Genomic DNA, 24,445 nt, shown 5'->3' on the forward strand with positions numbered 1-24,445 from the left:
CGGCACCTGGTCATCGCTCCAGGATCGGGGCCAGCGCCCCGCAGACCTCGGCCACCGGGCCGGGGTCTATCAGTTCGTGGTGCCGGCAGTCCACCTCGACCACCTGGATCTCCCCGTCCACGCGGGACTTCCAGCTCTCCGGCGTCATCCAGGGCTGACGATCCCGCAGCGCGGCGATCAGCAGCACGTCGCCGGGGTAACGGTCCGGCTCCTCGTCGCGCAGCAGGGCCTGCACGTTGCTGAGCATGACGTCCAAGATCCGGGATCGCCGCGCGACGGTCAGGAAGCGCAGCTCGCTGGTTCCCCTGCCGAGGTAGCTCAGGCACTGCTCACGCAGGGCGGCGGGGTCGGTGGCCATCTCCACATCGTCGATGCCGTCGTAGAACTTGGCATAGCCGGCCACCATGGCGGTCATCATGGGGAGGTCCTCGGGCGGAACCCTGGACTCCGGGTCGTCCGACGGGTACGAGTCCATGATCCCGACCAGGCCGACCTGCTGGCCGGCCTTCCGCAACTGCACGGCGACCGGCTGCACGAGGTTGCCGCCGAACGACCAGCCGAGCAGATGGTAGGGGCCCTCCGGCCGGACGCCGCGGATGACGTCGGCGAGTTCGGCGGCGATCTCGGCGATATCGGTCGGCAGCGGCCCGTCTCCTGTGAGTCCCTTCGACTGGATCGCGTAGACGGGAACCCGAGGGTCGAGCGCGCTCAGCAGGTTGACGTACCGCCAGCTCATCCCGGTGTTCTGGGGCAGGCAGAACACCGGCGGCAGGTCGCCTTCGGCGCGCAGCGGCAACACCCTGGCGAACGGGTCCAGTGCGCTGCCCGCGTCATCCAGGAGCGCGTCGACGCCGGCCGGGGTCGGCGCGTCGGACAGCGCGCGGACGCTCAGGTCCACGCCCAGCACCGACCGGATCCGCGCGGCCAGCTTGGCGCACGTCTGGGGATCTCCTCCCAGCTCGAAGAAGTCATCCTCCGGCGCCGTCTCCGGCGCACCGAGCGCCTCGGCGAACAGCCGGCACAGCACGTACTCCCGCAGGGTCTTCGGCGCCTGGCGGCGCCACCGCGCTTCCGGCGGCGGGGCGGGCAGCCGGGCCGGGTCCAGCTTTCCGCCGGGGGTCACCGGCAGCGCGTCCAGCGTCACGAACACCGAGGGCACCATGTACTCAGGGAGCTGTCCCGCGAGGTAGCCACGCAGTTCGCCGGTGGAGACCGGCTCGCCGGACGGCACCACGTAGGCGACCAGCCGCCGGTCGCCATGCCGGTCACCGCGCACCACGGCCGCCGCGGCGGCGACTCGCTCGTGTCCGCGCAGGGCCACCTCGACCTCGCCGACCTCCACACGGAAACCACGGATCCTGAGCTGGTTGTCCGCGTGCCCGGCCAGGTCAAGCCGCCACCCCTGGGCCGCGCGCCGCCATCGGGCGAGATCCCCCGTGCGGTACAGCCGTCCACCCGGCGGGCCGAAGGGGCTGGCCACGAAGCGTTCCGCGGTCAGCGCGGGCCTGCCGTGATAGCCGCGTGCCAGACCGGCGCCCGCGACGTACAGCTCGCCGGTCACCCCTGGCGGTACGGGCCGCATCGCCGCGTCCAGCACGTAGGTCCGTACGCCGTGGATCGGCCTGCCGATGCCCGTGGTCCTGTCGCCTGGCTCGCACCGAGCGAAGGTCGCGTCGACGGTCGTCTCGGCCGGGCCGTACGCGTTGACCACCAACCGGTCCTGCGCCCAGTGGTCGATCAGCTTGTCCGGGCACGGCTCCGCGCCGGTGATCCAGGCACGCAGGTGTGGCAGCGGCACCGTGGGCACGCCGAGCATCACCGATGGCGGCACCTGCGCGTGGGTGATGCGCAGCCGGTTCAGCTCGCTGGCCAGGTCCGCGCCGGCCAACTGGTGCGGCGTCACCACCAGGCAGGCGCCGGAGAGCAGTGCGAGCGTCAGTTCGGCGATGGACACGTCGAAGCCGGGCGAGACGAACGGGAGCACCCTGGACTCGGGGGTGATCCGGTAGTGCTCGCGCTGGTTGGCGGCGAGACCTGACAGTCCCGCGTGGGTGACCACAACACCGCGGGGGCTCCCGGCGGTGCCTGACATGTAGATGACGTAGGCGGGATGGGCAGGACTCAGCGGCGCGGTTCGATCCGCGTCGGTAGGCTCTGTGACGGGCAGTCCAGTCAGGTCGAGGTCGTCCAGCTCGACGACCTTGGCGCCGCCGTGGGACAGCCCGGCGGACCGGTTGGTCAGCACCACGGTGGGAGCGAGGTCGGCGAGCAGGTAGTCGGAGCGCGTGGCGGGATCGTCCAGGTCGATCGGCGCGTACGCGGCCCCGGCCTTGGTGACGGCCAGGACGGCCACCACGAATTCGACGGAGCGGCGCAGGGCCAGCGCGACCACCTGTTCAGGACCGACACCCAGGCCGATCAGGTGGTGCGCCAGCCGGTTGGCGCGCGCGTCCAGCTCGGCGTAGCTGACTGCCACTCCCCCTGCCTCGACCGCCGGGCGGTCCGGGGTCTTCTCGGCCTGGGCGGTGAACAGGGCCGGCAGGGTGGCCTGCGGCTCGGCCTCGACGGCTTCGCCCGCGGGCACCAACTGGCCGCGCTCCGTCGCCGACAGCAGGTCGAGCGCGCCGAGGCGGAGGTCGGGGTCGTCGGCGACCTGCGCCAGCAGCCGCGCCAGCCGGTCCGCGATGGCCTGCGCGGTATCGGCGTCGAACAGGTCCATCGCGTAGTCCAGCGTGCCCCTGATCCCGCTCGGCGCCCCGTCCGCGAACCGCTCCGCCACGCTGAAGGACAGGTCGATGCGGGAGGCGCCGATGCTGACGTCCTCGGCCGCCACCTTCAGCCCTGGCATGTTCAGGGTCGGCCCCGCGTTGTTCTGGAACACCAGCATCACCTGGAACAGCGAGTGCTGCTCGGTGGAGCGCGCCGGTTTGGCCATCGCCACCACCCGCTGGAACGGCACGTCCTGGTGGGCGAACGCCGCCAGGTCGGCCTTGCGTACCCGGCCGACCAGGTCGCGGAAGCTGGGCTCGCCCGAGGTGTCCGTGCGCAGCACCAACGTGTTCACGAAGAACCCGACCAGGTCCTCGAGCACCTGGTCGTTGCGGCCGGCGACCACGGTGCACAGCCGGACGTCGGTGCCCGCGCCCAGCCAGGTGAGCAAGGCGGCGGTCGCCGCGTGCACCACCATGAACATGCTGGACTGGGTGGCGCGCGCGAGGTCGGCCAGCCCGCGGTGCGCGGCGGCGTCCATCTCGAAGGACACCACGTCGCCCCGGTGGCTCGACGTCGCGGGGCGTGGCCGGTCGGTCGGCAGTTGGAGCTGGCTGGGCAGACCGGCCAGGTTGTGCCGCCAGAACTCCAGTTGGGTGCTGACCAGGCTGCGCGGATCCGACTCAGCGCCCAGCAGTTCCCGCTGCCACTGCGTGTAATCCGCATACTGCACCGGCAGGTCCTGCCAGTCAGGACGTCGCCCCGCGCGACGCGCGGTGTACGCGGCGGCCAGGTCACGGCCCAGCGGCGCGGCGGACCAGCCGTCGCTGACGATGTGGTGGGTCAGCATCAGCAGCACGTGCTCCTGCGGGCCGGTGGCGAACAACCAGGCACGCACCGGCAACTCGGTGGCCAGGTCGAACGTGGTGGTCGCCGCCCGCAGCATCGCGTCGTCCAGCTCGTCGGCCGCCACCTCGGCGTACTCGACCACCGGGCGCGCCTGCGCCGGCGGCAGCACCTGCTGGTACGGCATGCCGTCCACCTCGACGAACAGCGTGCGCAGGCTCTCGTGCCTGCCCACCACGTCGACGAGCGCGGCCACCAGTGCCGCCCGGTCGAGCTCTCCTGTCAGCCGCATCGACATCGGCAGGTTGTAGGTGGCGCCGGGGCCCTCCAACTGGGCGGCGAACCAGAGACGCTGCTGGGCGAACGACAGCGGGATCTGGTCCGGCCTCGCCGTACGGCGCAGCGCTGGCCTGGCCAGGCCCGCGTCGTCCAGCCGCGCCACCAGAGCGGCGATGGTCGGAGCCTCGAAGACACTACGGACCGGCAGCTCAACGCCGAACACGGCACGCGTACGCGAGAGCAACTGGATGGCGCTCAGCGAGTGCCCGCCGATGTCGAAGAAGTTCTCGTCAGGCAGGACCCGGTCACGGCGCAGCACATCGGCCGCCAGCCCGCACAGGATCTCCTCTCGCGGATCCCTGACCAGGCGCGCGGGTACCGCCGCGGCGTCGGCCGGCGCGGGGGCGGGCCCGGCGAGCAGGTCGCCGAAGAGGATGACCCGCTCGGCATCGGCCAGGGTGACCGGCCGGCCCAGCGGACGCTCCCCCGCCTGGATCAGGCAGTGCAACGCGTCAGAGAACGCGTCGGCGACCCAGCGCGCCGCGGCCTCGTTGAGCAGGTCCTGCCGGTACTCCAGCACGACCTGCAGGCGCTCGCCGGTCAACCTGACCACCAGACGCAGCGGGTAGTGCGCGGCGTCGTCGCCGGTGATCTCGGTCAGCCGCACGCCCGGCGCGATCTCCCGCGCGGACGTGTCGACCGGGTAGTTCTCGAACACCACGAACGTGTCGAACAGGGTGGTCAGGCCGGTCTGCCGGGTGACGTCGGTCAGCCGGAGGTGCTGGTGCGCGATCAGCCGGGTCTGCTCGTCGGCGAGCCTGGCCAGGTTGTCCGCGACGCTCGCCTCGGGCCGCAGCCGGACACGCACCGGGACCGTGTTGATGAACATTCCGACCATCTTCCGCACGCCGTCGATCTCCGGCGGCCTGCCGGACACCAGCGTGCCGAACACCACGTCGTCGCGGCCGGTGATGGCTGCGAGCACACTCGCCCACGCCGCCTGCACCAGGGTGTTCGCGGTCAGGCCGGTGGACTGCACGAGCTGACGCAGTCGCGCGCCCACCTCAGGGTCAGGCCGGACGTCGAGCTGCGCGGGCAGTTCGGAGCCGAGCGCCGCGTCAGGAGCCACCAGCGTCGGCCGGTCCACCCCGGCCAGCGCCACCTGCCACGCCTGCGTCGACGCCGCGCTGTCCTGGGTGGACATCCAGGTCAGGAAGTTGCGGTAGGGGGTGATTGCCGGCAGCCCGCTGGGGTCGCCGCCGCTGGCGTAGAGCGTGAACAGGTCGTCGATCAGCACGGCCAGGGACCAGCCATCCACCAGGATGTGGTGGTTGGTCAGCACCAGCCGGTACTCGTCAGCGGCGAGCTTGACCAGGGTGAACCGCATCAGCGGCGGCCGCCCGAGGTCGAAACGGGCCACCCAGTCGGCGGCCACCAGCTCGCTGAGTCTTAGGTCACGCTCCTCAGCTTCGAGATCGGACAGGTCCATCTCGGACCAGTTGAGCGGGACCTCGCGGTAGATCACCTGGATCGGCTCGCCCGTCTTGCGCTGGCGGAAACCGGAACGCAGCACAGGGTACCTGCGGACCAGGGCCGCCGCGGCGTCACGGAGCACCTCGGGATTCAGCCTCCCGGCCAGGGCGAGCACGGCCTGCGCCTGGTAGACGTCGACCCCGTCGTCGTCGTAGGCGGCGTGGAAGAACATGCCCTCCTGCAGCGGCGTGAGCGGCAGGATGTCCTCAAGCTTGGTCACCCCAGCGCTCCCTCTTCAGCTTCCAGCTCTGCTTCCAGCTCGTCGATCTCTGCCTGCGCGAGGTCGATCGACAGGTCGGACGGTGTGAGGCCGCCGGCGCTCGGGTCCACCGCATGCCGTACCAAGGTCCGCAGCGCGTCGAACCACGCCTCGGCGAGCTCGGCCACGTCCGGCTTGGCCAGCAGCGCTTCTGGCCAGGCCCAGGTAACCGACAGGCTGGGCCCGTCAGGTCCGTCGATCGCCGCCGCGTTGATCTCCAGGACGTGGGGTACGGCTTGCGCGGCGTCGAGAGCCGGGGGTTTGGCGATGTCGTCGACCTGGCCCCAATCCTCCCCTGAGGCATCACCCGAGCCGACACCGAACCGGCCGATGTAGTTGAACCCCAACTGCGGGGCGGGCAGGGCCGCGAGTGCGGGCGCGGTCTCCGTGTTCAGATAGCGCAGCAGGCCGTACCCGATGCCGTGGCCGGGGATCACGCGTAGCTGCTCCTTGACCGCCTTGAGCGCACGGCCGATCGCGGGCCCGCCCGCGCTGGCCTCCTGCCAGTCGGCCGGTCCTGGCTCCAGCCGCACCGGGTACATGCTGGTGAACCAGCCCACCGTGCGTGACAGGTCGGCTCCGGGCACCACGTCCTGGCGGCCGTGGCCCTCCAGGTCGAGCAGTACGGCGCCGCCCGGCCTGTCACGCCACTTGTTGATCGCCAGGGCCAGGCCGGTGAGCAGCACGTCGTTGATTCCGGCGTTGAAGGCCGCGGGCACCGTGGTCAGCAGCGGCTCGGTGTGCTCAACCGGCAGCGTGGTGGACAGATAGCACAGGGTGTCCGCGACGTCCACATCCGGATCGAGCGCCCGCTTGCCCACCCGCGGTTCATCTCCGGCCAGCAGCCCCTGCCAGAAGTCGAGCTCGGCCACCCGCTCCGGCCGGTAGGACTCCTCCGCCAGCCCCCTGGCCCAGCTACGCGCCTGGGTCGGCACAGGATCCAGCAGCGGCGTGTTGCCCGCCGCCGCGTGCCGCCAGGCCAGGGACAGGTCAGGCAGCAGGATCCGCCAGGACACCACGTCGGTGGACAGGTGGTGCACGATGAGCAGCAGCCGCCCGTCCTGGTCGGGCCCGTAGTCGAACCACACCGCCTGGAGCAGCAGGCCGTCCCTCGGCGCCAGCCGGTCGCGTGCGGCCAGAGCCTGCGCCGAGGTCGTTTCCGCGATCTGTTCGCCGGTCGCCCCTGCGAGGTCGACCCGGGTCAGCAGGTCATCGACCGCCGGCTCGCCGACCGGCTGGATGGTGAACGTCCACTGGCCGTCCTGCGCGACGGTGAGCCGCTGGCGCAACGACTCGTGGTGGTCGACCACCGCGCGCAGCGCCGCTTCGAGGTCCTCACGCCGGAGGCCGCGCGGCAGGCGAACCGCGACGGACTGGTTGAAGCCGTCGTACTGGCCGGCGAGTTCGCGCAGCCAGCCCATGATCGGCAAGGGGCCGAACTCGGCACCGGCGTCCTCGTCGTCCGCTCTGGCCACCGGCGCCTCCGCCCAGGTGGCCACCGTGGCGAGCGCGGTGACGGTGCGCTGCTCGAACACGTCACGCACCGTCATGGCGAGGCCGGTACGGCGGGCGGCGGCGACGAGTTCGATGGAGATGATGCTGTCCCCGCCGAGGGTGAAGAAGTCCTGGTCGGGATTGACGTGGGACAGGCCGAGCACCTCGGCGAACAGGCCGCAGAGTATGCCCTCGCGCGCGTCGCGCGGGCCCGCGGCCACCTCCGGCGCGACCTCGTTGACCGGCTCAGGCAGCCCGGCCCTGTCCAACTTGCCGTTGGCGGTCACCGGCAGCGCGTCCAGCGTCACGAACGCCGAGGGCACCATGTACTCGGGAAGCTGACCGACGACATGCCCGCGCAGCTCATCCGCCGGAGCGGGCTCGCCGGTGGGCACCACGTAGGCCGCCAGCCTGCGATCGCCAGGCCGGTCCTCACGCACGATCACCACGACCTGCTTCACCGCGGCGTGCCGCAGCAGGACCGCCTCGATCTCGCCCAGCTCGATGCGGTATCCCCGCACCTTCACCTGGTCGTCCACCCGTCCGGCGAACACCAGCTCGCCCCACGCGTTCCACCGCGCCAGGTCACCGGTCCGGTAGAGCCGCGTACCGGGCGGACCGAACGGGGAGGCGACAAACCGCTCCGCGGTCAACGCCGCACGCCCCAGGTAACCGCGGGCCAGCCCCGCTCCTGCCAGGTACAGCTCGCCGACGACGCCCGGCAGCACCGGATTCAGCCGCTCGTCCAGCACGCACGCCCTGGCCCCGACCATCGGCCTGCCGATCGGTACCTCCTCGGCGTCCGCCGGCAACGGCTCGCTCGCCGTCACGCACACCGTCGCCTCGGTCGGACCGTACGCGTTGATCATTCGCCGGCCTGGAGCCCACCGCGCCACCAGCTCCGGTGCTGACGCGTCGCCACCCACCACCAGCGTCATGCCCGTGGGCAGCGCGTCCGCCGGTAGCGCGCCCAGCGCCACCGGCGGGATCATCATGTGGGTCACCTGCTGCCGCGCCACCAGGTCGGGCAGCCCGGCCAGGCTCACGTCCCGCGCCAGCACCAGGCACGCGCCGCACAGCAGGGTCCCGAAGATCTCCCCGGCCGCCACGTCGAAGCTCAGCGCGGCGAACTGCAGCATCCGGCTCCTGCGGTCGATGGCGAGCCGCTCGCCCTGCCCCGCGACCATGTTCTCGATGCCGCGGTGGGTGACCACCACGCCCTTGGGCCTGCCGGTCGACCCCGACGTGTAGATCACCCACGCCGGTGAGTCCAGGCTCAGCGGCGACAGCCGCTCGCCGTCCACGACGGGCGCGTCCGAGAGATCGGCCACCGCCTTGGCCACCATCGGGTCGTCGACCAGCACAGGCGGCGTGCCCCCGCCGATCTCCGGCAGCCGGCCCGCCAGATCTCCCGTCGTCACCAGGCACACGGCCGCGGAATCGGCGACCATGAACTCGAGCCGGTCGGCCGGGTAGCCGGGATCCAGCGGCACGTAGGCGCCACCGGCCTTGTGCACCGCCAGCAACGCCACGATCAGCTCCACCGACCGCGGCAGGGCCACCGCCACCAGTCGTTCCGGGCCGACCCCGCGTCCCACCAGGTAGCGCGCCAGCCGGTTGGCGCGCGCGTCCAGTTCACCGTAGGACACGGTCTGGTCCTCGAACACCACCGCGGGCGCATCCGGGTCCCGCGCGACCTGCCGGGCGAACAAGTTCGGAATCGTCGCCATCGATACCGCTCCATCCATCCAGTTGTTATCCGCCGACGACCGCTGACGGTCTCGGCCGGGTAGCAGGGGCACCGCGCTCAACGGGCGATCGGCGGCAGCGACGACATCGGACAGCAGCCGCGTCAACTGGGCGGCGATCTGTTCGACCGATTCGCGGTCGAACACGTCCATCGCGAGCTCGAGTACGCCGTCGAGGCCGGCGGGGCGACCTTCCGCTGTGAAGGTCTCCGCCATGCCGAAATGGAGATCCAGTTTTGCCGCGCCCGCGCCGAAATCGGCGTTGGCGACGCGCAGGCCGTCCAGTTCCCACTGGCCGGCCGTACCGCTGGAGTAGGACATGGTGATTTGGAACAGCGGGTGCTGGGCCAGCGAGTGTTTTGGTGCGAACGCGCCGACGAGCCGGTCGAACGGCACTTCCTGGTGGGCGTAGGCTGCCGTGCTGGCCTGCCGTACCCGGGCCAGAAGCTCACCGAAGGTCGGATCGCCCGAGGTGTCGTTGCGCAGCACCAGGTTGTTGGCGAAGAAGCCGATGAGATCGTCCAGCGCCGGATCCGCGCGGCCGGCGGTCGAGGTGCCGATCAGGATGTCGGTGCCGGCGCCCAGCTTGGTGAGCAGGGTGGCGATCGCGGCCTGCACGACCATGAACATCGTGACGTCGTGGCCGCGCGCCAGCTCCACCATGGCGGCATGGGTCGCGGCGTCCACCACGAAGCGCACCTCATCGCCCCGGCGGGTCGGCGTCGCCGGATGGGGACGGTCGACCGGCAGGACGATCGGCTCGGGAACCTCGGCGAGAGCTTCTCGCCAGAACTCCATCTGCCTGCCGATGGTGCTGTGCGGATCATCCTCAGCGCCGAGAATCTCGCGCTGCCACAGCGTGTAGTCGATGTACTGCACGGGCAGATCAGGCCACTGCGGTGCGGCACCGGCTCGCCTTGCGGCGTAGGCGCGGGCCAGATCCCGGCGCAGCGGTCCCAGGGACAGACCGTCCGCGGCGATGTGGTGGATGAGCAGCAGCATCACGTGCTCGGTCTCGCCTTGCGCGAACAGGACCGCCTTGATCGGGATCTCGGTGGCCAGGTCGAAGCCGTAGCCCGCCGCGTCACGCACTGCGGCAGGCAGTTCGTCCGGTTCGACGTCGGTGACCGACACCTGCGGACGCGCGTGGCTGACGTCGAGAACGCTCTGGTACGGGACGCCGTCGTGTTCCGGGAAGACCGTGCGCAACGCTTCGTGCCGGTGCACGACATCCGTCAGCGCCGCTTCGAGTGCCGCCCGGTCCAGGTCTCCCGACAACCGCAGCCCGATCGGCATGTTGTAGGTCGGGCTCGGGCCTTCCAGCTTGTACAGGAACCACATACGGCGCTGGGCGAACGACAGCGGCACGTACCGCGGCCGTTCGACCGGTACCAGCGCGGCACGACCTGCCTCCGCGCCGTCGAGCCTGGCCGCCAAGCGCGCGACCGTTCCCGCGTCGAAGATCTCCCACACCGGCATCTCGCGCTCGAACACCGTGCGGATCCTGCTGGCCAGCCTGATCGCCAGGATGGAGTGCCCGCCGAGGTCGAAGAAGCCGTCGTCGATGCCGACCGAGTCCAGCTCCAGCACCTCGGCGAACAGGCCGCACAGGATCTCTTCCCGCAGGGAGCGCGGACCTCGGAACGCGGCCGAGGCGGCCACCGCGGGCGCGGGCAGGGCCTTCCTGTCGATCTTTCCGTTGCTCGTCAGCGGCAGCTCGTCCAGCACCGTCACCATGGCGGGGACCATGTAGTCCGGCAGCCAGTGCCGCAGGTAGGCACGCAGTGACCGGCCCAGCGCGTCGGCCTCGTACGGCCTGGCCGGATCATTGCCATACTCGGCCAGCGGCCGGGTGGACGCCGCGGCGGGGTACACGATGCCGACGGCGCCGGTTGATGAGTCCCGGGTGAAAACGGCGTCGAGACGGCCGTCGTCGGCGTCGAACGTCCAGGACACTCCGGTACGGAGTCCGTTCCTGCCGCCCAGGTCGTACAGCGTCTCCGGGTCGACAGGTTCCGCGGGAGACGCCGGTGTCTCCCCGTCCACGGCCGACTGCGCCGCCAGTTCGGACACCAGGCGGGCGTTGGGCATGCCGGTCACCCGGACCGCCTCTCCGCCGAACTCGGCCAGGTGGGCTTCCAGCGCCGCGAGATCGGCCACGTCCGCGCCCCACCGCAGTTCTCTGGGCTCGCTGACCGGCTCGGCGTCTCTGCGCAACACGACGTCATACCGGTAGCGGTTCAGCTCGTTCTGGGCCGCACCGCGCTTGACGCCGATCTCCACCGCCTGGCCGAGAGCTGGGAAGAACTCCGGATCGATCAGCAGTTCCTTCTCCCGTCGGACGGCCTGCGCCACGGCTCTGCGCCGCTGCGCCGGGTCCTCGCCGGGGTGACGGATCACCTCGATGGCCGCGCGGAAACACCGGTGCAGACGACGGTTCCGCACGTCTCCCACGAACACCGCGCCACCCGGTACCACCAGGTTCAGCGCCTGCCGCAGCACGGATTCGAGATAGTCGACGTTCGGGAAGTACTGCACCACCGAGTTGATGACGATGGTGTCGAAGAACTCCTCAGGCAGACCGTCGAAACAGTCGGCCGCCTGGGTACGCAGCACGACCCGGTCGGCCAGCCCCTGATCCCCCGCGACGATGTCCTGCAACGCCGTCACGGCGATGTCGGAGAAGTCCGTGGCCCAGTAGGCCTCGCTGTCCGGAGCCAGCTGGGCCATCAGCAGACCTGATCCCACGCCGATCTCCAGGACGCGCCGTGGCCGCAGTTCCCGGATTCGCTCCACCGTCGTGTCACGCCACACCCGCATCTCGGTAAGCGGGATGGGGGCGTCGTCGTAGCTGCTCCGCCACACCGAGAAGCTCTCGCTGAACTCGCCCGACCTCGCTTCCTCCTCGTACGCGGAGTCGTAGACCTGCTGCCAGTCGTCGACCTGCTGCTGCTCCACGGCGTCATCAGCGGACTCCGGCCGGGCCAGCGGTGCGACGTAGGCGATCAACTGCTCGTTCTCGCGTGCGACGACGGCGGACTGCGCGACCTCGGGATGCCGGGACAGCACGCTCTCGATCTCGCCGAGCTCCACGCGGAAACCACGCAGTTTGATCTGATGGTCGACGCGGCCGAGGAACTCCAGCTCCCCGTCCCTGTTCCACTTGGCCACGTCGCCGGTGCGGTACATCCGCGTGCCCGCCTCACCGTGGGGGTTCGCGACGAAACGCTCCGCGCTGCGCCTGGCCTGTCCGTGGTAGCCGCGGGCCAGACCGTCGCCGGCGATGTACAGCTCACCCGCGACGCCGACGGGCACCGGGCGCAGCTCGCCGTCCAGGACGTGGATCTGGGTGTTGGCGATCGGACGGCCGATCGGCGGCACGCGGTCGTCGCCGGCCACCGAGGCCGTCGTGGACCAGATCGTGGTCTCCGTCGGGCCGAACTGGTTGATGACCACGGCGGAACGCTCGCGCATCCGCGTGGCTAGCCCCGCGGGCAGGGCTTCTCCGCCGACCAGCATCCGCACGTCACGGAAGGTGCTGGTCCCGGTGCTCAGCAACACCTGCCACATCGTCGGCGTGGCCTGCATGATCGTGCAGCCGCTGGCGGCGGCGAGCTCGGCCAGCGCCGTCGGATCGTGGACCGTCTTCTCCCGCGCGAGCACCACCTGGGCGCCCTGGATCAGCGGCATGTACAGCTCCAACCCCGCGATGTCGAACGAGACCGTGGTCACTGCCAGCCAGCGGTCGCGAGGGGTCACCGCGCACTGCTCGCGCATCGCGGTGAGGAAGTTCGTCAGGTTCTCGTGCGTGATCACGACGCCCTTGGGCACGCCGGTCGATCCAGAGGTGTAGATCACGTAGGCCGGATGGCCGGCGCTCAACGGCTGGACACGATCGCCGTCGCCGAGGTTGGTGTCCGCCTGTCCGGCCAGCCGTGCGATGGTCTCCGGGTCGTCCAGCACCAGACGGGTCCCAGGAAGATCAGGCAGCACGCCGGTGGTGGTGACCGTCAGGACGGCCCCGGCGTCGCCGAGGATGTAGCCCAGGCGGTCGGCCGGATAGCCGGGGTCGAGCGGCAGATACGTTCCACCGGCCTTCTGTACGGCCAGCAGCGTGACCAGCAACTCGGGCGCCCGCGGCATCAGGACGGCCACGATCGACTCGGGTCCGACACCCTCCTCGATCAACACCCGAGCCAGCCGGTTCGCCCGGCTGTTCAGCTCCTCATACGACAGCTCCACCTCGTCACAGGCGAGCGCGATCGCGTCGGGATCGCGCCTGACCTGTGCTTCGAACATCTCGTGCGTGGTCGCGGGTGGGATCTCGGCGGCCGTGTCGTTCCAGGTCAGCAACCGGTCGCGTTCGACGGGCAGCAGGACGTCGTGCGCTCCGATCGGCCGGTCGGGATCGGCCAGCACCGCGTCCAGCCACCGGGTCCAGCGGGCACCGAGCCACTCCACCGTCGCCTCGTCGAACACGTCGGTGCTGTACTCGATCACGCCGGTGATGCCGTCGGGAGCGCCCGCCGGGTTTCGCTGCTCGTTCAGCAGGAAGAACAGGTCGAACTTGGCGGTGCGGGTGTTGATGTCCGAGGTGGTGACGTTCAGGCCGGGTAATTCGAAGTTCGTGCTCGAATAGGCGAAGAATCCGAGCATGACCTGGAAAAGCGGGTGATGCGCCGCGGAGCGGGCGGGGTTGAGGATCTCCACCAGCCGCTCGAACGGCAGCTCCTGGTGCGCGTAGGCGGCGAAGTCGGTGGTTCGCACCCGATCGAGCAGTTCACGGAAGGTCGGCTCACCCGAGGTGTCCGTCCGCAGGACCAGGCTGTTCACGAAGAACCCGACCAGGTCGGTCAGCGCGTCATCGGTACGTCCGGCGACCGGCGTGCCCAGCGGGACATCCGTGCCGGCGCCGAGCCGCGTCAGCAGGGAGGCCAGGGCAGCGTGCAGGACCATGAAGACGGTGACGTTGCTCGATCGCGCCAGGGAGATCGCGGCACGGTGAACCTCCGCCGACAGCTCCACCTCGACGTGGTCACCTCGGTAGGAGGCCACGCTCGGGCGGGGACGGTCGTACGGCAGGTCCAGTTGTTCCGGTATGCCCTCCAGCGCCGTGCGCCAGAAGTCCACCTGGGCGCCGTCACCCAGCAGGCTCTGCTGCCACACCGTGTAGTCGGCGTACTGCACGGGCAGCGGCTCCCACGCGGGCGCCTCCCCCGCGCACCGCGCCTCGTACGCCGTGGCCAGGTCGCGCACCAAGGGTTTGAGCGAGGAACCGTCGGCGGCGATGTGGTGCAGAACCAGCACCAACGTGGCGTCCTCCGGCCCCGCGATGAACAGCTCGGCGCGCAGGGGGGTTTCGGTCGACAGGTCGAACGGGTACCGGGCGGCGCGTTCGACCGCGTCGTCGAGCTCGTCCGCGCTCACCTCGGAGGTCACCAGACCGGCGGAGGCCTGGTCCAGCACCTGCTGACGGGCGACGCCGTCAACCTCGGGGAAGACCGTGCGCAGGACTTCGTGGCGTCCGACCACGTCCCGCAGCGCCGCCGCCAGCGCGTCGCGACCCAGCACGCCGCGCAGCCGCAGGCCGAAGGAGATGTTGTAGGTCGGGCTCGGCCCCTCCAGCCGGTGCAGGAACCACAGCCGCCGTTGCGCGAAGGACAGAGGCACCACGTCGGTGCGTGGCGCCGGCCGTACCGGAGGCTGCACGGGTGTGGCGGCGGCGTCGAGGCGCGCTGCCAGTCCCGCCACCGTCTGGGCCTCGAATACCTCGCGCACCCGCAGTTCCACACCCATGACCGTCCTGACCCGGCTGATCAGCCGGGTGACCAGGAGCGAGTGTCCGCCGAGCTCGAAGAAGCCGTCATCGACTCCCACCGAGTCCAGCCCCAGCACCTCGGCGAACAGGCCGCACAGGATCTCCTCCCGTGCGCTCTGGTCGGTACGGCCTGCCGTACCGGTGCCGAGCGTCGGTGCGGGCAGCGCGGTGCGGTCGAGTTTTCCGTTGGAGTTCAGCGGCAACGCGTCCAGGAACACCATCGCCGTGGGAACCATGTACTCCGGCAGGCTCCGCGCGATGTACCGCCGCACCTCGGCCACGTCCGGGATCCGGTCGCCCGCGGCCACCAGGTAGGCCACCAGCATCCGGTCACCGGGCCGGTCCTCCCTGGCCACGACGGTCGCCTGCGCGATGCCGGGGTGAGCGACCAGCGCCACCTCGATCTCCCCCGGTTCGATGCGGAACCCCCGCATCTTGACCTGCTGGTCGGCCCGGCCCAGGTACTCCATCTGACCGGCGCTGTTCCAGCGCACCAGGTCACCGGTGCGGTACATCCGCTCGCCAGGCCTGCCGTATGGCGCGGCGACAAAGCGCTCCGCGGTCAGGGCCTGCCTGCGGACGTAGCCACGGGCCACACCGAGGCCCGCGAGGTACAGCTCTCCCGGCACACCGGGCACGACCAAGCGCAGGTTCGCGTCCAGCACGTAACCCCGCACGTTGTCCATGGCCCGGCCGATCGGCACGGAGCTCTCGTCCCGCATCGACGCGTCCAGCTCGAAACGGGTCGCGAATGTGGTGGTCTCGGTCGGGCCGTAAACGTTCAGCACCCGCGTAGCCGGGCAGTGCCGCAGGACCCGCAGCATCGCCGACGAGGAGACGACCTCGCCACCGCACCAGACCTCGGTGAGCGACGCGAAGCACTCAGGCGCTTCCTCGGCCAGCAGCGTGAACAGCGGCGTGGTCAGGAACACGGCCGTGACCTGGTGCTCAAGGAACAAGGACGCCATCGCGTTGACGTCGATGTCGGCCTCGGGCGCCACGATCACCTCATGGCCCGCCAGCAACGGCGCCCAGATCTCGTAGGTGGCGGCGTCGAAGGCGTGCGAGGAGTGGAAGAGCACCCGGCGATGGGCCTCGCTGCTCAGGTCGCGGTCCTTCGCCAGCTTGATCACGTCGGCGTGGGTGACGGCCACCCCCTTGGGAGTACCGGTCGAGCCCGAGGTGTACATGACGTAGGCGAGGTGGTCGCCGCTCAGCCGCAGGCCGAGGTCCGTGTCGGGCAGGTCGTCGAGTGGCTGCTCCTCCAGCACCACGACGGTGGCTTCCTGGTCTTCCAGGTCACGGTCGGTGATCAGCACAGGCGCTCCGGTCTCCCGCAACATCCACCTGATCCTGGCCTGCGGATAGCTCGCGTGCAGCGGCACGTAGGCGCCACCGGCCTTGACCACCGCGACCATGGCGACCACCAGGTCGATGCTCCGCTCCATCAGCACCCCGACCGGGACCTCTGGCCCGACGCCGAGCTCGACCAACCGGTGGGCTAACCGGTTCGCGCGGGTGTTGAGTTCGGTGTAGGTCACGGTGATGTCGTGACAGGCCAGCGCGGGCGCCTGCGGGGTACGCCGCGCCTGCCGCTCGAACAGGGTGGCCAGGTCGCCTGAGTGGACCGTGGTCTCCGCGCCGTTCCAGCCGACGAGAACCCGCTGCCGTTCCACCGGGTCGAGCAGGTCGAATTCGCCGATGGCCCGGTCAGGCTCGGCGGCGGCCGAGGCCAGCAGGAGCGTCAACCGGTTCACCAGGTTCTGCGCGGTGGCCCGCTCGAACAGGTCCTCGGTGTACTCCAGCGTGCCCTCGATGCCCGCCGGTTCCCCGCTGTCCGTCAGCGTCTCCTCCACGCTGAAGGACAGGTCGAACTTTGCGATTCCGGACACCGGGGTCGGCAGGACCTCGGTGCGCAACCCGTGCAGATCGACCCGGTCGGAGCTGGCGTTCTGCAGAACCAGCATCACCTGGAACAGCGGGTGGCCGGCGAGGGTGCGGGTCGGGTTCAGCACCTCGACCACCCGTTCGAACGGCACATCCTGGTTGGCGTAGGCGTCGAGGTCGGCGACGCGGACCCGGGCCAGCAACTCGCGGAAGCTGGGATCGGCCGAGGTGTCGGTGCGCAGCACCAGGGTGTTCACGAAGAACCCGACCAGATCCTCCGCCGCCTCGTCCGATCGGCCGGCGACCGCGGTTCCGATCGGGATGTCGGTGCCCGCGCCCAGCCGGCTCAGCAGCACCGCGAGGGCCGCCTGGACGACCATGAACACGGTGGTTCCCGTGTCCTTGGCCAACCGCACCACCGCGCGGTGCACCGCACCGTCCAGGTGGAGCGGAACCTTGTCACCGCGGTAGGAAGCGGCGGCGGGACGCGGCCGGTCGGCGGGCAGCTCCAGCAGTTCAGGCGCGCCCAGCAGGGCCGTACGCCAGTGGGCCAGTTGCCTGCTGATGATGCTGCCTGGATCGGCCTCCGAGCCCAGGACCTCGCGCTGCCACAGCGCGTAGTCCGCGTACTGGGCGGGCAGCTCGCTCCACTCCGGGCTCTCCTGCCGGCAGCGGGCGGCATAGGCGGTGGACAGGTCACGCAGTAGCGGCCGGGTGGACCAGCCGTCGGCGATGATGTGGTGCGTCACGATCAGCAGCACGTGCTCTTCCACGCCGAGCGCGAACAGGCTGCTCCGCAGCGGGACTCCCGCGTCGAGGTGGAAGGGCTCCGCGACGGCCTCGGCGATGGCCGCGTCCAAACCGTCCGCGGCGACCTCGGCCACCGGCAAGGTCACCGGTGCGTCGGCGAGGGCCAGGACTCGCTGGTACGGCTCGCCGTCCCGTTCCGGGAACATCGTGCGCAATGACTCGTGCCGCGCGACGACGTCGCCCAGCGCGGCCAGCAGTGCCTCCCGGTCCAGCAGGCCGGACATCCGCACCGCCAGCGGCACGTTGTAGGTCGAGCTCGGCCCCTCCAACCTGCTCAGGAACCAGAGCCGCTGCTGGGCGAAGGAGAGCGGGATCATGAGACCTCCTCGGGCCTTGGCATCCGGCGCAGTGCCGGTCGAGCGGCCTCTGCGCCGTCCAACTGGCCGACGAGGGTCGCGACGGTTGCCGATTCGAACACGGACCGCAGCGCCAGCTCGGCGCCGAAGGTGGCGCGGATCCGGCTGACCAGCCGGACCGCGAGCAGCGAGTGGCCGCCGAGCGTGAAGAAGTTGTCGTCGATGGTGACCCGTGGGACGCCCAGCGCCTCCGCGAACAGCTCGCAGAGGATCTCCTCGCGTGCCGACCGGGGAGCCCGGCCTTGCGCGTCCGCTTCGTAGACGGGCGCGGGCAGGGCCTGTTTGTCCAGTTTTCTGTTCGGCGTGAGCGGCAGCGTGTCCAGCGGCACGAACGCCGCGGGCACCATGTACTCGGGTAGGTACTCCGCGCACCGCGAGCGCAACGCCTCTGGGTCTCCGTCCGCCACGACGTAGGCAACCAGGCGTTTGTCACCCGGCTGGTCCTCCCGCACGATCACCGCGACCTGGTCGACCCCAGGGTGCTGGCCGATGACCGCCTCGATCTCACCGAGCTCCACACGGAAGCCGCGGATCTTCACCTGATCGTCCACCCGGGCCAGGAACTCGTACTCGCCGTCCCTGCGGCGCCGCCCGAGGTCACCGGACCGGTACATCCGCGAGCCAGGCGGACCGAACGGGTTGGCCACGAATCGCGTGGCGGTCAGTCCCGTCCTGCCGTGGTAGCCACGGGTCACCAGGTCACCGGCGATGTAGATCTCGCCCGCCACGCCGAACGGCACTGGACGCAGGGCGGCGTCCAGCACGAACATCTGGGTGTTCCAGGCCGGCTTGCCCAGGCTCATCACCCCGGCTGGAATCCGCTGCCCCGGCTCGATGCGGCGCTCCATGCACCCGACCGTCGTCTCGGTGGGACCGTACTCGTTGAACACGATCACCTCCGGGTGCTTGGCCCGCCACTCGTCGAGCACCTCGCCGAGCAGCGGCTCCCCGCCGAGAACGAGTTGCCCGGTCGGCGAGTACTCGGCGGGCAGGTTGATCAGCAACGGCAGGTGGCTGGGCGTGGCCTTGACGAACGTGGGTGGCGCCGGGTCCGTTCTGGCCGTGGACGCGGTGTCGAGCTCGATGAGGTCCACCGTGCCGCCTGCGGTCAGTGGCGCGTACAGCCCGGTGACGGTCAGGTCGAACGACACCGAGGAGTGCACGAGCGCGCGCCCGTCCACCCCCGGATAGACGTGCCGGGACCAGGCCAGGTAGAGGTTGAGCGAGTGGTGCTCCACCACGACGCCCTTCGGCCGGCCCGTCGAGCCCGAGGTGTAGATCACGAACGCCGGATGGCGCGGGTGCGGCGGGTGAGTCCGCTCCTCGTCGGTGACCTCGTGGGCGGGCAGGAGCTCGAGGGCGGTGAGGGTATCAGGGGCGTCCAGCACGAGGTGGTCGCCGCCCTCCGGCAACCGGGACCGGCCTTCGGTGTTGGCCAGCACCAGCACCGGGCCGGCGTCCTCGATCATGAGCGCGATGCGCTCCGCCGGGTAGCTCAGGTCGACCGCGAGGTAGGCCGCGCCCGCCTTGAGCACCGCCAGCATGGCCACCACGAGGTCGACCGATTTTGGCAGAGCCACGCAGACGAACTGCTCGGGGCCGACGCCGCGCCGTACCAGTGCCCGGGCCAGTTGGTTGGACCTGGCGTCCAGCTCAGCGTAGCTGAGCCGGTCCTGCTCGCACACCACGGCGGTCGCGGCCGGATTCCGCCGCACCTGCTCGGCGAAGAGATCGGGCACCATCGTGTCCGCCACCGGGACGACCGATTCGTTGCCCAGTACCAGCAGCTCGCGCTCTTCCTCCGCGGAGAGCAGTTCGAGCCCGCTGATCGGCAGATCCGGCTCGGCCGCCGCGCCGTCCAGCAGCCGGACCAGCCCGGCGGCCAGAGTTTCTGCGGTGGGCCTGTCGAACAGGTCGGTCGCGTAGTCGAGGTAGCCCTCGATCCCGGCGGGCTCGCCCCGGCCGGCCCGGACCTCCCAGACGAAGAAGGACAGGTCGAACTTGGCCGAGCCCGCGCTGACGAAGTACGTCTCGCTGGCCAGACCCGGCGCGGTGAGCTGCGCGTCCACCCCGTTCTCGTAGGTCAGCACCACCTGGAACAGCGGATTGTGGGCCAGCGACCTGACCGGGTTCAGCGCCTCTACCAGCCGCTCGAACGGCACATCCTGGTAGTCGTACGCGTCTAGGTCGACCTCGCGCACCCGGGACAGCAACTCACGGAAACCGGGATCACCCGACGTGTCGGTGCGCAGCACCAGCGTATTCACGAACAAGCCGACCAGGTCTTCCAGCGCCTCGTCGTCGCGGCCCGCGGTGACCACACCCACCGGCACGTCGGTGCCCGCGCCCATCCTCGTCAGCAGCACGGCGAGGGCGGCGTGCAGCACCATGAACACGGTCGTGCCCGTGCCCCTGACCAGCTCGACCAGCTGGCGATGGGTGGCGGGATCGACACGGAAGCGAACGCGGCCACCGCTGTGACTGGCCTCCATCGGCCGCGGCCGGTCGGTGGGCAGCTCCAGCAGCTCCGGCGCTCCAGCCATTCGCCGGCGCCAGTGCTCCACCTGGGCGTCGATCCGCTCCTTGTCCCGCGTCTGGCGTTGCCACAGCGCGAAGTCCGCGTACTGCACGGGAAGCGGTGGCCAGTCCGGCGCGTGGCCGTCGCACCGCGCCTGGTAGGCCCCCGACAGGTCACGCGCCAACGGCACGGTCGAGCCGCCGTCCGCGACGATGTGGTGCGTCACGATCAGCAGCACGTGCTGGTCACAGGCCACCTCGTCACATGACGTCTCCCCGCTAGAGGCCTCGCCGCCGGACAGCCGGAACAGCGTCGGGCGCAGAGGGACGTCGGCGGTCAGGTCGAAGGCGTGCCGGGCGGCCGTCGCCACGGCGTCGTCCAGCCGGTCCTCCGTGACGTCCACGATCGGCATCTCAGGCTTGGTCCTGTCGGCGGTCAGCACCATCTGGTACGGCTCGCCGTGCCGCTCTGGGAACACGGTGCGCAGCGACTCGTGCCGGGCAATGACATCGCCGATGGCATCGGCGAGCGCGCCGTGGTCCAGCTCGCCGGTGATCCGCGCCGCCCACACGACGTTGTAGGTCGAGCTCACCCCGTCGACCTGCTGCAGGAACCACAACCTGCGCTGGGCGGGCGAGAGCGGAATCAGCTCCGGCCGCTCTGCCGGGACCAGCGGCGGCAGGCCACCGTCCGCGGGGCCGACCCGTTCGGCCAGCGCGGCCACGGTCGGCGCCTCGAACACTGTGCGCGGAGTGAGTCCGGCGTCCAGCGCCGCGCGGACCCGGCTCGCCAACTGGACGGCCAGCAGCGAATGCCCGCCCAGCGCGAAGAAGTCGTCGTCGATGCTGACGGTCGGCACGCCGAGTACATCCGCGTACAGCTCGCACAGCACAGTCTCACGCACCGTGCGGGGAGCCCGGCCCTCCGTGGCCCGCGCGACCTCGGGCTCCGGCAACGCGGCCCGGTCGATTTTGCCGTGCCGGGTCAGCGGCAGGGCGTCGAGCACCACGAACGCGGCCGGCACCATGAACTCGGGCAGCCGATCACGCAACGCTCGCACCTCGACGGGGTCCTGGCGGCCAGGTGCGGCGGGCACCACATAGCACACGATCCGCACGTCGCCCGGACGGTCCTCACGAGCCACCACCACGGCCTCAGCCACCGTGTCCTGGGCCAGCACCGCGGCGGTGATCTCACCGAGCTCGACACGGTGGCCGCGGATCTGCACCTGGTCGTCAGCGCGCCCGACGAACTCCAGCTCGCCATCGACAGTCCACCTGGCCACATCGCCGGTCCTGTACATCCGGCTGCCCGGCCCGTCGAACGGGTTGGCGACGAATCGCGTCGAAGTGTAGCCAGGCCGCCGGAGGTAGCCACGGGCCAGACCGCTGCCCGCCAGGTACAGTTCCCCCGCCGCGCCCGGGGCAACGGGACGGAGTTGACCGTCCAGCACATAGGCCTGCGAATTGGGCAACAGACGGCCCAGCCGTACCACCCCTGAAGAGTCAGGCGCGCCGGGCTCCAGCCGGAGCTCGGCGCAGTGGATGGTCACCTCGGTCGGCCCGTAACCGTTGGTCACGGTGACCGTGGGGTGTTCCTTCCGCCAGCGGGACAGCACTTCACCGCGCAGCGCCTCACCTCCCAGCACCAGTTCGGCACTGGGCCCTGATCCGGGCGGCAACGCGCCCAGCAGCGGCAGGTGGCTCGGGGTGGCCTTGACGAACGTACAGTCGACGACCTCGGTGGCGCCCACCAGATCCTCGGCGACCCGGACGCAACCGCCCGCCGTCAGCGGCCCGAACAGCGCCGTCACCGACAGCGAGTAGGCCACCGAGGTGTGCCACAGCGCGGTGCCGCCCAGACTCGGGTGGTGCTCGCGGGCGGTGCGTAGGTGGTCGTCAAGGGACCCGCGCTCGATCACCACCCCCTTCGGCCTGCCGGTCGAACCCGAGGTGTAGATGATCTGCGCGGGATGGCGGGGCGACACCGGGGCGGCCCTGTCCGCGTCGGACAGGTCCGTCGCCGCGCAGGCGGCCAGCGCCCGCGCGGTGTCCGGCTGGTCCAACATCACCGCGCGCGCCGCGATGTCGAGCTGCCGCGCCACGTCTGACGCGGTCAGCACGGCGACCGGGTTCGCGTCGTCGAGCATGAATGCCGTACGGCCCGGCGGGTAGCCCGTGTCGATCGGCAGGTAGGCGGCGCCGGACTTCAGCACCGCCAGCATCGCCACAATGCTCTGCGCGGAGTGCGGCAGCAGCACGGCGACCACCTGCTCAGGGCCGACGCCCAGCGACACCAGATGGCGCGCCAGGCGGTTCGCCCGCGCATTGAGGTCGCCGTAGCCCATCTGGACCGGCCCGCTCACGGCGAGGTCATCAGGATGCTCAGCGGCGTGCCGCTCGAACAACTCGATCAATGGTTCGGCCGGACCGTCCCGGCCCGTGTCATTCCACGCGGCCAACATCAGCCGCAATTCCGCAGGTGACATGCCGCTGGCTCCTGTTCGTCCCCGGGCGCGGGGTTGGAGAGACCGCCTACTCAGCCGCGCGACGTCGACTCCATGAAGGCGACGAGGCTCGCAGGACGCATATCGGTCCAGGTACGCTCGATGTAATCCAGGCACGCCTGGCGGGTGTCAGGGCCGTGACTAACCGTCCATCCGGCCGGAACGTCCACAAAGGACGGCCACAGTGAGCGCTGATTCTCGTCGTTGACCAGCACCAGGTAATTACCATTCTCGTCCTCGAACGGATTGGTCATCACTCGACTCCTCGACTTCTAGGCTCGGGCCTTGCGCCGAGGTTATGGATTTCACTTATCGCCGAGTTATCAATCCGTTTCACATGCTTCTCGTACCGGTCGGATAAACCACCGATAAGGCAGGGATACAGCCTCGACGTAGCTTCCTGTGCCACGTGGATTTCAACGCCGCTGGTCTGAGCCGGAGGAGCTACTATGGGCGACCCGTCCCCACTTTCGAACCCCGAAATCATTCCGGACCCATACCCGGTCTACGCGGATTTGTCGGATCGCGAACCGGTGCACTGGTGTGCGGGTCTCGACGGCTGGGCTCTCACCCGGTACGCCGACTGCGCGGCCGCGCTCAAGGACCCGCGCTTCAAGGCGGAGCGCATGACGGAGGTGCTCAGCACCAAGTTCGAGGGCCGAACGCTGGCCGAGGACAACATCTACCACCAGTTCACCAGCAACGTCATGATGTACACCGACGCGCCCAAGCACACCGCGCTGCGCCGGTCTACGCAGTCGGCGTTCACCCGCATCGCCCACGAGCACTACAGCAAGGTGATCGAGGAGGTCGCGGCGGATCTGGTCGCCTCGATCCCCGCCGGGACGGAGACCCTGGACGCGGTTCCCGAGCTGGCCGCCAAGCTGCCGGTCAACGCCGCGGTCCGGGCCTTCGGCCTCCCCCAGGAGGATCTGGCCTACGTCACCCCGCGGGTGGACGCCCTGATGACGTACTGGTCAGGGCCGCAGGATCAGCCGGTCTCGCTGGACGTTCTGCTGGACAACCTGTCCGAACTGCACACCTACTCCCTGGAGCTGGTGCAGGGCAAGCGTGGCACGGTGGTCGACGGCACGGTGATCGCCCGGCTCGCCGCGGCGGTGGGCTCGTCGCCCGACGTGTCACTTGAGCAGACCATCCACCAGCTCGTCCTGCTGCTGATCGCGCTGTTCGCACCGACCACCCCTGGCTCGACCAGCAGCGGCATGATGGCGTTCGCCACCCATCCGGAGCAGATCGACCGTTACCTGAACGACCCGCGAGCCGCGGACAACGCGACCAACGAGGTGGTCCGGTTCAACGCCTCCAACCAGTTCACCTGGCGGGTGGCCGGCGAGACCCTGGAGCTTGAGGGCACGACGATCGAGAAGGGGCAGAACGTCGCGCTCTTCCTCGGCGCGGCCAACCGCGACCGGCGGATGTTCGACCGGCCGCACGTCTTCGACCTGGACCGGCCCAACAGCAACAGGCATCTGACCTTCGGCCTCGGCCCGCACTCCTGCCTGGGGAGGCAGATCGCGTCGCTTGAGCTGAAGTGGTTCTTCGCCAAGCTCTTCGAGCGCTACCCCCGGATCAGCCTGGCGGGCGAGCCGGTCTGGAACCAGAACCTGGAGTTCCGGTCGCTGCGGTCGCTTCCACTGCGCCTCTCCTGATCGTCCCGGTAC

At 70.3% G+C, this 24,445-nt stretch carries 5 protein-coding genes; 1 reads left to right on the plus strand and 4 read right to left on the minus strand.

All coding sequences use genetic code 11. The features are described from left to right. Window positions 1-10 precede the first annotated feature (10 nt). From AC3EO4_RS38635 to AC3EO4_RS38650, 4 genes are read right to left on the minus strand one after another with little or no spacing between them, the layout of a single operon-like run. Window positions 11-5,587, minus strand: a complete 5,577-nt coding sequence (locus AC3EO4_RS38635) for an amino acid adenylation domain-containing protein (RefSeq protein ID WP_431900400.1) — start codon at window positions 5,585-5,587, stop codon at window positions 11-13. Beyond that, entirely contained in the window at window positions 5,584-17,700 is a 12,117-nt protein-coding gene (locus AC3EO4_RS38640) for an amino acid adenylation domain-containing protein (RefSeq protein WP_431900402.1), read from the minus strand. The genes AC3EO4_RS38635 and AC3EO4_RS38640 overlap by 4 nt, the downstream gene beginning before the upstream one ends. Continuing rightward, complete coding sequence (locus AC3EO4_RS38645) at window positions 17,697-22,745, minus strand: amino acid adenylation domain-containing protein (RefSeq protein ID WP_431900403.1); 5,049 nt, start codon at window positions 22,743-22,745, stop codon at window positions 17,697-17,699. Before AC3EO4_RS38645 ends, AC3EO4_RS38640 begins: the two co-directional genes overlap by 4 nt. 50 nt (window positions 22,746-22,795) lie before the next feature. Beyond that, entirely contained in the window at window positions 22,796-23,017 is a 222-nt protein-coding gene (locus tag AC3EO4_RS38650; protein ID WP_379575673.1) for an MbtH family protein, read from the minus strand. 195 nt (window positions 23,018-23,212) lie between these two features. Between AC3EO4_RS38650 and txtE the strand changes: the two genes are divergently transcribed. After that, window positions 23,213-24,433 carry a 4-nitrotryptophan synthase gene (gene txtE / locus AC3EO4_RS38655; RefSeq protein ID WP_431900405.1) on the plus strand — a complete coding sequence of 407 codons (1,221 nt, stop codon included), beginning with the start codon at window positions 23,213-23,215 and terminating at the stop codon, window positions 24,431-24,433. Window positions 24,434-24,445: the final 12 nt, after the last annotated feature.

This window comes from Nonomuraea sp. bgisy101 (genome assembly GCF_057708945.1).

What these genes read in the sequence shown, in the direction of transcription:
- AC3EO4_RS38640 (WP_431900402.1), bottom strand. Translation starts at nt 17,700, where the DNA reads ATGATCCCGCTCTCCTTCGCCCAGCAGCGGCTCTGGTTCCTGAGCAGG.
- AC3EO4_RS38650 (WP_379575673.1), bottom strand. Translation starts at nt 23,017, where the DNA reads ATGACCAATCCGTTCGAGGACGAGAATGGTAATTACCTGGTGCTGGTC.
- AC3EO4_RS38645 (WP_431900403.1), bottom strand. Translation starts at nt 22,745, where the DNA reads ATGTCACCTGCGGAATTGCGGCTGATGTTGGCCGCGTGGAATGACACG.
- txtE (WP_431900405.1), top strand. Translation starts at nt 23,213, where the DNA reads ATGGGCGACCCGTCCCCACTTTCGAACCCCGAAATCATTCCGGACCCA.